The following is a 16,156-nucleotide window of genomic DNA, read 5'->3' as shown; positions in this document are numbered from 1 at the left end:
AGCGCACGACGACGCGCGGGCGGTCGTCGCGGTGGGCGCGGGCGGGCGGGGCCGGCTCCTGGAGCGGGATGCGCAGGGCGGTGGAGCCGTGCTCCGGCACCACGTACAGGGCCGAGGAGTCCGCGGTGATCCGCTGCGGTACGGGGTCCGGGTCCAGGTCGGCCAGGAGCAGCGCGAGGGTGTCCATGTTGTCGACGCGGCCGATCCAGCCGCTGTCGCCGCGCAGCAGGGTGCCCGTCGCCGGGTGCACGAAGTCGTGGCCGAAGCGCGTCCAGCCGGTCGGCGGGATCTCCGTGCCGTCGGGCAGCCGGATGTGCCCGGTGTCGGCGACCTCGTAACGGAAGGGCTCGGGGCGGGAGTCGGCGGCGCGGGTGTAGGAGAACCAGTGCTCGGGCGTGCGCGTGTCGTCGGTGGCCGGGTCCTTGCCCTTGGCGGTCGCGGGGACGTCGGAGGCAGGCACCTCGTCGACGGGTACGACGAAGCTCGGGTCGCCGCCGCCGTAGCGGGGCCGCATCAGGGTGACCGGGCGGCCGATGGGCCACTGCTCCGCCACCGGGTCGAGACCGTCGTCGCGGGAGCCGCCCTTCAGGCCGCGGGTGGCGATCTGGCGCTGTCCGCCGCGGTGGTCGTCGACCGTGATGCCGACGTCGGTGTTGGCCGCGTCGCCGGTCAGCGAGGGGCGGCGGCTGCGCACCGAGACGGCGTCGACGGTGAAGTCGGCGGCGGTGAGGTGCGGCCCCGGGGTGCCGTTCTGGTACTCGGCGAGGGCGTCGGCCAGTTCCCGCCGGAAGGTGGCGGCGACCGCGTCGGCACGCACCTTGGTGAGGTCCCGGCCGACGAGGCGCGCGTTGCGCGGGCCGCTGACCCTGGTGTCCGGCAGCGGCAGCCCGTTGGCGGCGTTCCACAGTCCCGTCCTGGCCACCACCTTGGCGAGGTGCCGGATCGGGAACGTCGCGCTCTCGGGCGTCTGCTGGGCGCCCTTGTCGAAGGAGACGGTCACCGGCATCGCCTGCTGGCCGCGGAGCACGACGGCGGTGAGCGGGTTGGCCTCGGCCGAGGGCCCCTCGTCCAGCAGGTGCGCGTTGGTGTCGTGGGCCGACTCCCCCGGCCGCCGCGAGTACATCCGCATGTACCACTGGTGCTTGCCGGGGATGACGGGTTCGAGGTTGCCCATGCGGTTCGCGGCGGCGCGGGTGGCGGCCTCCAGCTTCTGCTCGGCCTCCGCGCGCTCCGGCGAGCCCTCGGGCGCGTCCGCCATGTCCAGCTGGGCCTGCTTCGCCCTGATCAGGGCGAAGGACAGGTCCTGGTAGCCGCGCAGCTCCGTGAGGCCCTCGTCGGAACCGGCCTGCTCCCGCCGCTCGATCTCCTGGCGCAGTTGCGCGGCGGTCTCCCGCAGCTCGGCCAGGCTGTTGTTGTCCAGGTTCGCCTGGGCCGCCCTGCGGTGCCGGGCGTTGCGCTGCGAGAGGCGCGCGTGGTTCTCCAGGGAGACCTGGTGGCTGCCGTCCTCGCTGGCCAGGACGACGGTGACGAAGTGGTAGCCGAAGTGCCCGCCGCTGCGGCCGTTCGGCTTGGCGTAGTTGTGCTCCAGGCTCGGCTGGCCCTGCTCGCCGGGGGCGGCGACGGACTGGACGACATAGCCCTCGCCGACGTCGGCCCACGCGTGCTCGTTGACGCCGATCCGGTGCGCGGCGGCCGACAGCGCGTCGCGGCGCGGGTCGGTCTCCTCGGCGAGGCTGAGCGCGCTGCCGTACTCGCGCCCCGGCAGCGGTCCGGTGCCGTCGCCGCCGGTGGGCCGGTCGTCCCGGCGGATCAGCGAGGCCGCCCACGCCGGGTCCGCCGTGCCGGACGGTACGTCGCCGTCCGCGACGTCGCCCAGGGCGTCGGCGAGGTGGTGGGTGCCGGTGACCTCGATGCCGTCGGAGGCGTTGACCGGCGCGGTGACCGCCGGGCCGCCGCCGGGAGCCCGGAAGACCATGTGCGAGGTGCGGGAGTTGCCGGCCAGCATGTCGGCGAAGTCCCGGCAGACCTCCTCCGTGGACTTGCCCGAACCGGTCAGGAAGTCGGGCGTCACGCGGTACAGCCGCCTGCTGCCCCCGTCGGGGGTGGGCAGGATGACGCTCAGGTCGTCGTCGGTGCGCAGCCGCACCGCGAGGCCCGCGCGCGCCAGCTTCACCGAGGCGTTGGCGACGGCCTCCTTCGTCGCGAAGATCTGCTGCCCGTAGGCGCCCTCCTCGACCGCGAGCGTGCGGTCCGCGGAGATGTGCAGCGCGGGGCGCTGGGTGAGGAGCGTCTGGACGTGGCCCTGTTGGTACAGCAGGAGCTGGGGGGCGTCCTCGGTGCCGCGCAGGGTCCGCGGGGTCTGCCAGTCGCCCCTGACCCCGCCGGGCTTGCGGAACAGCACGCCCTCACCGGTGTGGTCCACGACGCCGTAGTTCTTCGTGGTGAGCGGCTTGGGCCGGCGCGCGTCGATGCCTTCGGCGCGCTCGTACATCTCCAGCAGGTCGTCGAAGTCCCCCGCGTTCTCCCCTTCGCTGCCGTCGTCCTGGTCCGGGTCGACGGAGCTCCACACCGTGCCGGGGCCGACGTCGGCGCCGACGGGGCCCAGCGTGATGCGGTCGGTGCCGGTCCGCCAGTCCGTGGACGGGCGCGGGGCGTGCTCGGAGTACCAGACCTTGGCGCCGGTCAGGTCGGCGACGTGCCGCGCCAGGGACTCGATGTCGTCGTGCGGGAAGGCCAGCACGATGTCGCTCCGCCCGCGCCGCGCCGGGTCACGGGTGACGAGCCGGGCGAACTCACCGGCGTCGTCCAGCGTGACGGGTCCCTGCGGCGTGGTCAGCCGGACCGAGTCGCCGTGCTCCTGGGCGAGGACCACGTACGGGTCGGACCACGGCGCGGGCCACGCGCTCAGCTCGCCGCCCTCGTGCTCCACGGCGTACGCGTCCAGGGGCGGGACCTGGTCCCCGGTGCCGGTCCAGTTCCGCACCGCGCCGTCGTCCTGCAACGACTGCGTCTCCTCGCCCAGGGCTGCGTCGTGGCGCCTCAGGTACGCGGCGAGGGCGCCCGCGTCGGCCAGTTCGGTCGGCGAGGCGCTGAGCGCGAGCGAGCCGAGGACCATCAGGTGCCCGTCGCCGACCGGGGTGTTCGCGCGCAGCCGCAGCACCCTCCTGGCCAGGCCGTGCAGTGCGCCGAGTTCGCCGGTCTCCTGGCCCGTCGCGTCCGTGTGCCCGTGCGCGAGCCCGCGCAGCGACATCGCCGTGCCGATGAGCATCTCGGGCGAGTAGTCGTTCCGGGCGGCGGGGCCGAAGAGGAGGTCGAGGTATTCCTCGGGCGTGAGGTCCGGGCCGCCGTCCTCGCCGTCGGTGTCGTCGCTCTCGCTGTCGCTGTCGTTGGTGAACCGGAACTGCGCCAGCGCGTCCGTCGCCGTCGCCGTGTCGTCGGTGAACCGGAACTGCGCCAGCGCGTCGGCCTCCGACTGCGGGGGGACCGGCCGGCCGCCGCGGCGCGTGCCGTCGTTGCCGGACAGCGTGTCGAGCTCGAACGCCTCCTCCGTGCCGGTGAGTCGCGGGCCGCCCGAGGGGCCGGACGGTTCCGGTGTCACCGGAGTCGGTGCCGGGGTGCGCTGCACCAGCGGGACGAGGTCGCCGCCGCGGCGGCGCAGCCGGAGGTGCGGGCCGCTGTCACCGGCCGGGCCCGGGTAGGTGTGGGCGGTGCCGTTCTCCTCGACCAGGGTGACGGTGACGCCGGTCGCGGCGGCGGCCCACTCGGCGACCGCCCGGTCGGCCCCGGGACCCCAGGGGGCCTGGGCGAGGTGGCGGCGCAGCTGGCCGTCGAGCGCGTCCCGGCTGGGCGCGGGAGCGCCCGGACGCTGGGTCAGCGGCGGAGGGGTGAACAGCGAGTCCCGCTCGCCCGGGGTGCCCGGCAGGCCGTTCAGCCGCATGAGCTGGGCGGGCGGCGAACCGGCGCGCAGCCGCAGCCGGGTGGCCTCGTGGCTCTCGAGGTTCGGTTGCGCGGCGGCGTCGCGCAGAGCCGTGGAGAGCGCGCCGAAGAAGCCGTTGCCGCGGCCGGTGGGCGTGCCCTGCGTGTAGGTGGCGCCGTCGGGCGCGGTGAGCACGCCGTCGCGGGCGAGGCGGTAGCGCGGCCCGTCGCCCTCGGCGGGCGGCAGCCAGGGCGCGGTGGTGTGACTGCGGTGCGCGGGCGGCTTCGCGGGGGGTGTGCCCTGTGTGTCCGGGGTCTCCGAGGCGGGCAGCGGGGAGCCGGCCGGGGCCGGGGTGCCGGACGTGGCGTCCGTACCGGAAGGGGCGGCGAGCGTCGGCACCGTGCCAGGCGTCGCGTCCGTACGGGAGGGACCGGCGTTCAGCGGCGTCGGCAGCGCCGTGCCGGACGTGGCGTCCGTATCGGAGGGGGCGGTTGCCGTCGGTGTCGGCAGTGCCGTGGTGGCCGGGGCGGGGGTGCCCGGCGGCAGGGCCGCGTGGAAGTAGCCGTCGGCGGCGAACAGCACCGGGTCGGCGGCCGGGTCGACGGCGGCCGGGTCGCCGCCGTGCGGCAGGAAGAGCTGGTCGCGGCCCTCGCCGGTCACCACGGTCAGCGGGGTGCCGAGGACCCGCGCGGCCAGGGCGGGCAGCAGGTCGGCGCCGCCGTGGTCGCCTGCGCGGCGCTCGGGCGTCCGGGTGCCGTCCAGCTCCCCGGGGCTCTCCTGGCCCGGCTCGCTCGTGAACGGGCGGGACAGGGCGGCGACCGCCAGCCCCGTCCGCTGCTCCGGCGTCGGCCAGAACGTCTGCGGCAGCCGGCCGAAGGCGTCGAACTCGGCCTGCTGGGCGGGGGTCAGCACCACGCCTGCGGAGTCCAGTTCGGCCTGGGTGAAGGTGTCGGCGACGTCCAGGGCGAGCGCGTCGAGCAGGTCCGCGTTGCCGTCCTCGCCCAGCGCCCAGGCGAGCCGGTCGCGGGCGGCGCCGACGGCCTCGGCGGTCACCGCCGGGTCCGAAGGGGCGGCCGTGAACCGGTCGGCGAGGTCGGTGCCGAGCAGGTGGGGCAGCCGTCCCCGGTCCTGGGCGACGGCGAGCAGCGCGTGGAAGAACGAGGCGCCGTCGTGCGGCACGGCGTGCACCTCGCGCACCGTGGCGCCGTCCGGGGAGGTGAGGGTGCGCGGGGCGGAGTCGGTGGCGTCGGCGACCGTGTACGGCTTCGGCGCCCGGTCACGCCAGTCCGGCTTGGCGTAGTCCTGCGGCACGTCCCGTACCGGGACCGCGGCCGAACCCTGGTGGTGGGCGGTGAGGCGGGAGGCGGCCAGGTGCAGCCGGTGGTGGTCCGCGGCGGCGGTGTCGACGCGTCCCTCCCACAGCCGTGCCTCGTCGCGGGCGGCCTGCCAGGCGACGACCGCCGGGGACTGGGCCACGTCCCGCGGCAGGACGGTCGCCAGGCCGGGGTCGCCGTCGCCGAGCGCGGTCTGTTCCGCCGGGGTCAGGCCGAGCCACGCCTGCCGGGCCCGCGCGCGGGCGTCGTAGTACTCCGTCTCGGTCGTGGCGAGGTCGGCGGCGGCCTTGGCCATGTCGTCCCAGGCCTGGCCCGCCTCCTCGGGGAACGTGCTGTCGTCCAGCAGGCCGTAGTCGCGGGCCATGTCCTCGCGCAGCCAGACCAGGGCGGTGGTCTGGGTCTCGGCGGCGCGCGGGCCGCGTACGGCCTTGCCGAGCGCGGTGAACGGGCGGCTGTCGGTGACGCGGTGGTCGGCCTCGGCCACCGACAGCCAGGTCACCGGCACCGCGAACAGCATGCTGCGGTCGGTGCCGTACTTGACGTGGGTGCCGAGGGTGACGTCCGCGGCGCCCTTGAGCGCGACGTTGTCGTTCGCGCCCGCGACCGGGACCGTACCGCCGGGGTTGGTCACACCGGCGTTGCTCTTGCCCGCCATCGGCGCCGTGCCCGCCGACAGCTCGACGTTGTCGGTGATACCGGCCTCCAGCGCGTCGGAGGTCTTCCGGCGCTGCATGGCCTCCATACGGGGCTTGCTCTCCACGGCGAGCAGCCGGGCGCCGCCGCGGTGCATCTTCGCGTAGAGCCGGGAGTCGGCGGTGTGGGACTGGCCGAACAGGCGCGCCGAGTTCTGGGCGGGCAGCCGGGAGCCGTCCGCGCCCAGCGCCTCGCGGAAAGCGGCCGTCAGACCGCCCTGCGAGGTGGCCTCCTGCTGCGCCTGGGCGGGTGCCGTGCCCAGGCCGGTGAGCGGGGTAAAGCGGGCGTGGCGTACGCGTCCGTCGAGGACGTTCCCGGTGAGCCGGTCGCCGAGGTCTCCGTCGCCGTACCCGTCGGCGCGGGCGGTGGCGAGGGTCAGGGCGTCCCGTACGTTGGCCGCGCCGCGGATGTCCACGGCGAGCAGGCCGGAGCCGGTCAGGTCGTCGAAGGGCAGGATGTCGGGGTCGGGGGTGCTCGTGCCCGGACGGGAGGTGCGCCAGGCGGCGACGGCCTCGGGGCGGGCCTGTTCGGCGGTCAGGATGCGCACCGCGCGGTCCGGTTCCGGCACGTGCTGTTCGGTGAGCGCGCCGTCGGCGCCGGTGCCGTCCGGGGTGAGCAGTCCGGCCGGGACGAGTTCGCTGAGGCTGCCGACCGGCGTGACGGCGCGCGGCGGGAGCCTGTCACCGGCCGCGTCCGTCATGGTGACGGTCAGGACGTAGTCGGTGACGAGCTCCGCGTGCGCCTGGGTGGTGGCGATGTTGGGCATCGCGGTACTGCCGTCGGTCACGGTCCTGCTGCTCGCCCGCTGCTTGGCCGCCGTGCCCTGGACCGAGGGGTTGGCGACCAGGATGCCGCTCTCCGCGGCGCGTTCGCCCGCGCCCCAGGTGAGGTCGGCGCCCCGGTCCTGGGCGGCGCTGCCCGCGTCGTCGCGGGAGACGGTCCGGTAGTCCTCCAGCTCGTAGCCGGTGCGCAGCCGCCGCACCGTCGTGGTGACCGGCGTCAGCTTGAACCGGAGCTGCCCGGGACGGCCGCCGACCGGCAGGCGGTGCGGGCTCGACCAGGAGCGGTAGTGGACCGGCAGGGTCAGCCCGTCGGTGGTCAGCTCGTGCAGATGGGCCTGGAGGAAGTCCGGGGAGAGGTGCTGGAGGACCTGCTCCCGGTCGTGCGAGGGCACGCCCAGCTTCTCCAGCCGCTTCAGCAGCTGCGGGGCCGCCCGGCTCGCGTCGAGCCGGCCGCTGGGGTGGGTGGGGAAGCGGCGGCCGCGCAGGAAGCCGGGCAGCCGGTAGCCGCCGCCGAGGTTGCGCGGGGTGGTGGTGCCCAGGCCGTCCGGGGCGAGCCCGGCCTCGATGACGTCCTGCATCGGCAGGTGGAACATGACCGCGTCGCGGATGCGCTGGAACGCGGCGGCGGCCCGGCGCGGGGCGAGGCGGTTGCCGAGGTCCGTGGAGAGCCGTCCGGCCGCGGAGCTGATCCGGTCCCCCATGCGGGTGCCCACCGTGCCCATCGCGGCGGTCCAGCGGTCCCGCACCGCGACGGTCTCGACGGCGTCGGCCACCACGAGGTACATCCGCCCGGCGTAGGCCAGGGTGGTGTTGCGGCCCCGGGTGAGGGCCTGCGAGACGCCGCGGCCCTTGCCCCAGGCGTACTGGAGCGCACCCGAGTACGAGCCGACCATCGCCTGCCTGCCGGGGGCGTGCTGCAACGGCATGTCGGCGCCCTGGACGCCGAGCGTGGTGCGCGAGACGGTGCTCGCGCTGCCGACGACCCGGTGCTCGTTGCCGACCGTGCTTTCGAGGCTGGCCGGCTTCGGGTCGCTCATGACCCGGAAGTTGTCCAGCTCGCCGCGGACCGCGGCCTTCAGGTAATGGGTCTGGAGCGGCCCCGCGCCGTTCAGTCCGGTGATGCGGGAGCCGAACGGGCCGAGGTACTGGCCGAGTTGACCGGCCACGCCGAGGTTGGCCATGGCCCGGCGCAGCGCGGTGCGCACGGGTGCGCCGGGCGCTCCGACGTGCCAGGAGGAGCCCGAGGCGCGGTCGGCGGTCTCCTGCACGAGCTGCTGGCGCTGGGGACCGCCCTCGACGCCGAGCACGACGTGCGGGGCGCTCAGCAGCCGCTGGGTCAGGTCGTGGTCGGCCGGTCCCGTGCGCGGCAGCGGACGGGTGCCGTCGAGGAGCTGGTCCGCCACGGCGGAGGAGAGCTGCTGCGGCCGGGGCGGCGCGGGCGTGGGCGCGGTGTCCGGTCCGGCGGGCGGCGGGTCGGCGGGGGCGTGCCGCTCCGAGCCGTGCGCCGCGGGCACGGCCAGCTCCACCCGCCCGACGGTCTCGGTGCCCCGGCTGAACAGCGGGCGCTCCTCGACCTTGCTGACGAAGACACCCGTGCCGAGCACACCGGCCGACAGCAGCCGGGTCCAGCCGCGCGGGCGGCGGTGGCCCTCGAAGGAGGCGTTCAGCTCCACCTGGTAGCTGTAGAGGTCGACGCCGGTCTGGAAGGCCAGGTGGTCGTGGGTGACCGTGGTCGTGTTCCGGCCGGACTTCTGGTACGTACGGGCGTAGCGGGCGCCGAACGAGACGTTGCCGGTCTGGCGCGGCAGGTCGGGCCCCGGCACCTTGTCGTGGTCGCGCGGCGAGACGCCCAGCTCGACACCGGCGGAGTAGGTGCTCGACTCCTGCTGGCCCTGGCCCGAGACCTCGCTGCCGATCACCGCGTTGCGCAGGGTCCGCTCGTTCAGGGTGGTCTCGTAGCGGCGGTCGGTCAGCCGGGCCCGCAGGGTCAGCGTGTGGTGGCCGCGGCGCACCTTGCCGTCCTCGGTGAGGGTGACCGGGACGCCGGTGGTGGTCAGTTCGTCGAGGCTCTGCGTCAGGGTGGGCCGGTTCAGCGCCTCGCGGACCTGCCGCTCGTTGTGCAGCGCGGTCCGCAGCCGCCCGTCGCCGTACCAGAGCCGGGCGAGGCGCGGGTGCCGCAGCATCGCGGGCGGCACGAACAGCGACGGGTACGAGCGGTGCAGGGTGTCCAGGACGGTGTCCGCGAAGGCCCGCATGGGGTCGGGTGCGGGGGCCCCGTCCTGCGGCACGGGCGACTGCTCGGTCGGCGGGGTCTGCTGGTCGGTGACGGGCGGCGTCTGCTGGTCGGTCAGCGGCGGCGAAGTCTGCTGATCCGTCGTCGGCTGCGGCTGCTGCTGATCCGTCATCGGCGGGGTCAGCTGGTCGGTCGCCGGCTGCGGGGTCTGCGGGAGGAAGCCCTCCGCGCGGACCTGGCCGCCGAGGTGCACCGGGTCCTCACGGGTGAGGTACCACGGCACCGGCGGCTCGGCGTCCGGGTCCGGACCCGTCCGGCCGGGCGTGCGGCTGTCCCAGCCCGCGAGGCGGCGGGCGTCCTGGGTGGAGATCCAGTCCAGGCTGACCACCCGCACCGGCCGCGCCGCGGACGACGGTTCACCGGCCTTGCGGACCATCAGGGTGCGCTCCACCCGGTAGAGCGCCATCGGCTGGTTGCGGACCCGCCCGGTGACCTTGCGGGCCGCGTCGGTGCCCAGGTAGTGGCCCCGCCCGGCGGCGAGGTCCGTACGCACCAGCGGACCGCCCTGGAGACGTACGTCGGTCTCAGGACCGACGAGCTGGTAGTTGGGCCCGGAGGTGACCTGGAGCCCGAACCGGGTGTCGCGGACGTGCCCGCGCTGGTTCTGGTACGTGGTCTGGGCGAGGTCGCGCACCTCCACCTTGGCCGACTCGGTGACCAGGGTGGCCCGGTGCGGCACCGACCGCTCCACGACCAGGTGCCCCAGCGGGTGCTGGGCGCCGCCCCGGGTCAGCTCGGGTCCGCTGACCGGCCCGGTGAGCCGCCCGTACAGCCCGAGCAACCGCCCGGGACGGACGTACGAGACCACGGTGCGGTGCGCCGAACTGCCCGGCCGCGCACCGGAGACGGCCAGCGCCACCTCCTCCGGCGGATCCGTCAGGTGCAGCCCGGTGGAGTCGGCGAGACGCGGCTCCACCCCGTCCGGGAAGGTCAGCGTCTCCGGCGCCCGGCGGGGTCCGGCGAAGGGCACCGTCAAGGCGTCCGGCAGCCGCCAGCTCAGCCCGTCCCGCATGCCGAACTCCGCGCTGTGCACCCGCGCCCGGGTCCAGCGCGGGCCCGGCTCGCCGCCGTCCCGGCTCGTGGTGGCCGGCGCCTCGGTGACCCGCTCCACCCGCACCCGGTAGTGGACGTCGTCCAGGTGCAGGTGCGAGCCCTCGTGACCACGGTGCTCGGCCTGATGGAAGGCCGTGGTGCCCTGGGTGTAGTCCGTCCTGCGGTTCCAGCCCAGCGAGACACCGATCTTCAGCAGCCAGTTGAGCGGCGGCCCCATGCTCAGACCACCGGCGATCCGGCGCCCGAAGCCCACACTGCGCCCGCCGCCCGTACCGGCCTGCCCCCGCCTCATCGTGTCGGCCTTGGCGGAGCCGCCCGCGTCGGAGAAGCGTTCCCAGCGGTGGTACGGGACGGCCTCGACGGTCATCTCCAGGCCGACCCCGGACTTCTCCCGGCCCACCAGGCGGGCGCCGCGCGGGGCGGTGAACGCGGCGGGCTGGTCGGTCAGCAGCCGCAGCAGCTCCGCCTCGTCGAACCGCGCACGCAGTTTCGCGGGCAGCTTGTCGAGGATCTCCCGGGCGGCCAGTTCGGGCGAGCGCAGGGTGAGCACGCCGGGTCCGGTGAGCAGCCCGGAGGCCGGACCCCGCAGCGTTCCGACCGAGTCGGCGTCCCTCTGACCGGCGCCCGGACTGATCAGGACCGCGGGCAGGGTGCTGCCGTCCTCGAAGGTGACCGTGCGCGGCGCGGGGCCCGGCGGACGGGCGTCCGGGCCGGTCAGCAGCCGGGCCGGGCGGTACCGGTCGAGCTGGCTCTCCAGCGGCGCCGTATCGCCGCGGTCGGGGGTGGCGGCGCTGTCGAGGTCGGTGATCCCGCCCATGCCGCGCAGCCACTCCCCGAACGGGTCTGAACCGTCCGGGTCCTGGGAGACCGGGGTGGTGGCGGTGACGGGGTCCGGCTCGGGCGCCGGGACCAGGGCGTCGTAGTGGTCCGTCCCGTTGTACGCCACGTGCAGGGTGCCGCCGGTGCCGCCCGGGTTCAGCCCGATGACGCGCGGCGCGTCCGTCTCCCGCGGACCGGGCTGCACGACGCGCAGATCGAGGTCGAGGGTGTGGGCCAGCGCCTCCGGGAGCGTGTCGGCGAAGGGCGACGACCACAGGTCGGAGCGGTCCGCGGCGGCGGCGAGCAGTCCGCGCCCGCCGAGCCGCCGCGCGTCGGCGGGGGTCGGCGCCACCTGGGCGAGACCCGGGTAGTCGCTGCCGGCCAGGATCTCCCGCCACCGGCCGGGGTCGCCGTCGGTGATCACGGCGTCCGCGATCCCGTTCCACTGCTCGGTGATCCGGCGCTGCTCGTCCGGGTCCGTCACCCCGGCCAGGGCGCGCATCCGCAGGTCGTCCACGACGCTGAACACCGGGTCGGGTACGAGGGTGTCCGCGGTGTCCCCCAGTTCGGAACCGGTGACGCGGTCCCGCACCAGGGCGCGCAGCCCGGCGATGTTCCGCGCGGCCCAGGCGGGCGGTACGTCCCGGCTCCGCGCGCTGTCGAGCACCGACCGGAAGAGACAGTCGCCGTTGGCCAGCGCGTCCACCCGGCGGAAGGCCAGCCCGTCCGCCCGCATCGTCGCGGTGTCCGTGCCGACCGGCGGCACGTCCAGGGCGGACTCGGCGGAGTCGGTCGAACCGGTCGAACCGGTGGTCGCGGTGGACGAGCTGGAGCCGGTGGACGAGCTGGTTCCGGTGGTGGTGATGCTGTCCGGGCGGCCCGTCGGGGATGCCAGGTCGGGTCTGCGGCGGGCGAGTTCGGCGGTGTCCTCCGGGCTGAGGCCCAGCTCGGACAGGGGCAGCGGGGCGTCCGACAGCGACCAGGCGACCTGTGCCGAGGACCCGTAGCCGAGTCCGCGCACGTCGTCCTGGGAGACCAGCGTGGTCGGCGGCAGGACGGCCGGCGGCGGGGGCAGCAGCGCGTCGAGCGTGGTGTCGGGTCCGGCACCGGCCCGCAGTCCGGCCGCGGCTCTCAGGAACGCGCGGTACTGCTCGGGCATGGGCTCGGTGTCCGGGCGGGCACCGGGACCGGCCGCCGGACCGCCCGCGTGCCAGTCGGTCACCATCCGGCGCAGCAGGTCCGGAGTCATCCGGCCGTCGCCGTAGCGGGGCGTGCCGGTCGTGCCCAGCCAGCGCAGGCCGTCCACGTAGGCCAGTCCGGCGAGCAGGTCCGTGTTCTCCGGCTGCTGCTCGGCGTCCGGGCCGAGCGCCTCGCGCAGCGTGCGGATCTGCTGGAGGGTACGGGTCCGCACGAAGGCGTCGGCCGGTTCCGGGCCCGTGTGCAGTCCGGCGTCGCGGGCCAGCCGGTCCAGGTCGGCGCCGCTGGGCTCCGGGGTGAACAGCCGCCACCGGCCGGGCCCTTCGGCGCCCTCGACGAGCACCGCGCGGACGTTGCCGTCGGCGTCGCGGGCCGTGCCCACCTCGCTGGTCGGCGCGTACACGGTCCGCCCGGTCCGGTTCGCCACGTGCTGGGCCACCGGCAGACCCGCGATCCGCGGCTGCTGTCCGGTCTCGCAGGAGTACAGCACCAGCGGCCGGTCCTGATCGCCTTCCACCGACCAGGAGTTGAGCACCTCGCCGAGCTGCACACCGCTGACCGTCACGGTGGGGCGCGCCGCGTCCTCGGTGCCGAGCGTGACGGTACGGGCGGTGCCGTGCCCCGCGAAGTAGTCGGCGCCCCGCCCGGTGCCGGAGCCGGGGAGCGCGGTCGGCGGGCCGGTGAAGAACGTACGGGCGGGCGCGTCCGTAGTGGTCCCGTCCGCCGGGGTGACGGTCCCCGGGGCCGGGGAGGCGGAGACGGTACGCACCCCGCGGAAGGTGTCCTGGCCGAGCAGCGCCTGCCGCTCCGCGCTGCGCGCCGTACCGTCCTCGGCCGGGCTCTGCGAGATGGTCAGCGTCTGCACGGGGCGCCCCGCCCGCGGGCCCGCGGGCGCGTCCGGCACCCAGCGGCGCAACTGCGCGACGGGCACCGTGTGGCCGTCGACGGTGGTCACGGCCGGGGTGGTGGAACGGCTCCCGTTGCCGCCGTCGACGCCGCCGCCCACGGGCCGCACGAGGACCTGTCCGAGCGGCCCGCCCGACTCCACGTGCAGGTCGGTGGCCGGTTCGGCCGCCCAGGGGCGGGACAGGGCGGCGAGCTTCGCCGTGCCGGGATCGGCGGTGACCGTGGAGTCGGGACCGGTCCCGTCGCTCTGCACGGAGACGGAGGAGGGCGGCACCGGCCCCGACTCGGTGACCGGCTTCGAGGACAGGACCACCTTCGGGGGCGTCGCCGGGTCGGTGACGGCCGACTCGGTGGCGACCGGGCCGCTGTCGATCGTCGTGGTGCTCTGGGTGACGGGATGGGACACCGGCGGCGGGGTCACCCCGAGGGCGTCGGCGAGCGGCAGCAGCACGTCGGAACCGGGGAACGCGGTGTCGGCCGTGCCGGCCGTGTCCGTGACGTCAGGGGTGCCCGAGCCGTTCGCGGTGTCCGTACCGGCGGGGGTGCCGTCCGGGGTGGCGGCGGGCTGCGGGCCGGTGAGCGGACGGACCCGCACCGGGGCGCCCGGCCCCTCGCGGGTCAGCTCGACGGCCGCGCGCACCGGGCGTCCCGCTCCGTCGGGCGTGGCCGCGGGACCGAGCACCACGGCCCGGTCGGTCCCGGCACCGTCCAGCAGCGCGGCCGCCTCGGGCGACCCCTCCCCCGGCGGCGGCACGTCGGAGACCACGATCGTCAACGGCGGTACGTCACTGGTGCCGGTGGCGTCGACGGGGCCGACCGTGTCGGCGGTGTCCGAGGTATCCGAGGTATCCGAGGTAACGGGATCGGAGGTAAGAGGGCTCGAAGTCACCTTGACGTCGGGCGAGTTGACGGCCTCCGGCGTGTTGCCGGTCTCCGACGTGTTGCCGGTCTCCGACGTGTTGCCGGTCTCCGGCGAGTCGGCGGTCCCCTGCGACGGCGAGGGCTGTGGGGAGCCGTCCGCCGTGATGTCCGACGGCTGCGGGGAGGTGTCCGACGTGATGTCCGACGTGACGTCCGACGACTGCGGAGGACCGTCCACCGTGGTCTGCGAAGCACCGCCGGTACGCGCACCGGCGCCGCTGCCAGTACCGGTAGCCGCACCCGTACCGGACCCCGTGCCCGTACCGGACCCCGTCCCCGTACCGGTGCCCGTACTCGTGCCGCCGCCCGTCCCCGTACTCGTACTCGTACCGCCACCCGTCCCGGAGACATGCGCGCCGCCGTTGCCGGTGACCGGAACGCCGCCGTCCTGCACGGGCGCGGGCGTCGGCGTCGGCGTCGGCGTCGGCGTCGTCAGACCGTCCTGGCCGCCGCCGATCGGCGTCTCCACCGTGACCGGCGTCCCGAAGCCGTCGAGGGCGCGGCGGACGCCGTCGGTGTCGACCTCGACGGCGGGACTGTTCCCGGCGGGGACCACCCGGACCTCGGGCACCTGCGACAGGTTGCCGTGCAGACCGTCGCGGACGCCGATCTCCGTGCTGCCGGGCGACTGGCCGCCGCGCAGGGCGGCGAGGTCGTTCAGGGCCTGCGTGCGGATGTCGGCGGGGCCGCTGTGCACCTGCTGCCACAGCGCGTTCTCGGCGGCGGTCGCGGGCAGCGTGCCCGGCGTGTACGCGGGCGGGTCGACGGTGCTGTACGCGGGCGGGTCCACGGTGCTGTACGCCGGCGGGTCGTCCGTGTAGGCGGGCGGGTTCGAGGTGAGGGAGGCGGTGTCGGACCCGCCCGTGGTGTTCGGGCGGGAGGATCCGCCCGTGGTGTCCGGGCGGGAGGAACCGTCCGTGCGGTCGGTGCCGTCGCCGTGCCCGGAGCGGGTGGAGTCGCCGGAGCCGTGCGGGTCGGAGACGCCGGTGCCGCCGGAGACCGTGGGCGGCGGCTGGTTGCGCAGGTTGTTGAGGGCGTTGCGCAGCTCGGCGCTGCTGTTCACGGCGACGTTCTCGAGCGAGCGCTCGACCTGGCTGCTGAGGCCCGCGCCGACGAAGGTGGACCAGCTCGTCGACCAGTCGCCGTCGAAGGCGCCCTTGATCAGGATCTCGCCCAGCGCCTCGCCTGCGCCCGCGGCGAGGAAGTCGGCCGTCCCCTTGATCCCGTAGTGCCCGGCGAGCGCGCCCCCGCTGTAGGAGTTGTTGTGCCAGAGCGGGTTGTTGCGCCACAGCTCGTGGTTGTTCCGGAAGTTGTTGTTGAAGGAGAACAGGTCCCGGAAGCTGGTCGGGGTGTTGTGGGTCAGGTCCGGGGTGTTGCTGGTGTACGGGTTGGGCTTGGTGTCCGGGGTGGTGTCGTACTTCGTGTCGTACTTGGTGTCCGGGTTCGGCTTGGGAGTCGGGGTGTTGTTCTTGAGGTCGAGGTCGGTGATGTTCTTGAGGTTGGGGTTGTTCTTGAAGTCCAGGTCCGGCTTGTTCTTCAGGAAGTTGTTGTCGTAGCTGTTGACGATGTTCTTCGCCCACTTGTCGAAGATGCTGGTCAGACCGCCCGCGGCGGCGCCGAACGCGCCGTCCTTGAGGATCTGGCTCCAGTCGAAGCCGTCCGGGCGGCGGCCGTTGGGGGCGAAGTTCATCATCGCGAGCCGCACCGCGAACGTGGTGAACGCCTCGGAGAACGCCTCGGTGAGCGAGGGCGCGATGTGCAGTCGCTGGAGCAGGTGGCTCAGCGTGGTGAGGATCATGAACCGGCTGCGCAGCTTGGCCATCATGATCTGGCTGGCCGAGGCGCCGCCGGTGAAGAAGGACATCGCCAGATAGATGGCGATCTCGATGAGCAGCCGGATGATCTCGGCGATGACCTGCCACTTGGACTCCATGATGTCCATGGAGGTCTTGCGCCGGCCCTCGGCGATCTTGTCGAGCTGGTCGGCGAAGTCACGCAGGTAGTTCTTGCCGCCGTCGTCGGTGAGCGTGCCCATCGCCTGGGCGTACGACTTGGCGAGGTCGTCCGGCATGACCTCGGCGATGTCGTGGATCGACTTCTGGATCAGCGACGACATCCGGTCGAGCTTGCGGCCGAGGCCCGAGTACGGCTGCCGGCTGTCGTAGGCGAGGTCCTCGTCGGCGTCGATGAGCTTCTCCCCGGTGAGGATGAAGATCATCGCGTTGACCTCGGGCGATGCCAT

1 protein-coding gene (cut by a window edge) is annotated in these 16,156 nt (G+C 74.9%); it reads right to left on the bottom strand.

Going from position 1 to position 16,156, the window contains the following annotated elements; translation table 11 throughout:
- Positions 1-16,156, bottom strand: the beginning of a protein-coding gene (locus ACFV6E_RS08575; protein WP_385460077.1) for a lonely Cys domain-containing protein. Its footprint begins 17,264 nt before the window's first position; the window shows 16,156 of its 33,420 coding nt (coding positions 1-16,156); it begins with the start codon at positions 16,154-16,156; its stop codon lies off the left edge, out of view.

The sequence above is a fragment of the Streptomyces sp. NPDC059785 genome (assembly GCF_042732375.1).
Lineage (GTDB): Bacteria > Actinomycetota > Actinomycetes > Streptomycetales > Streptomycetaceae > Streptomyces.
This window is presented reverse-complemented; position numbering and strand designations above follow the sequence as displayed.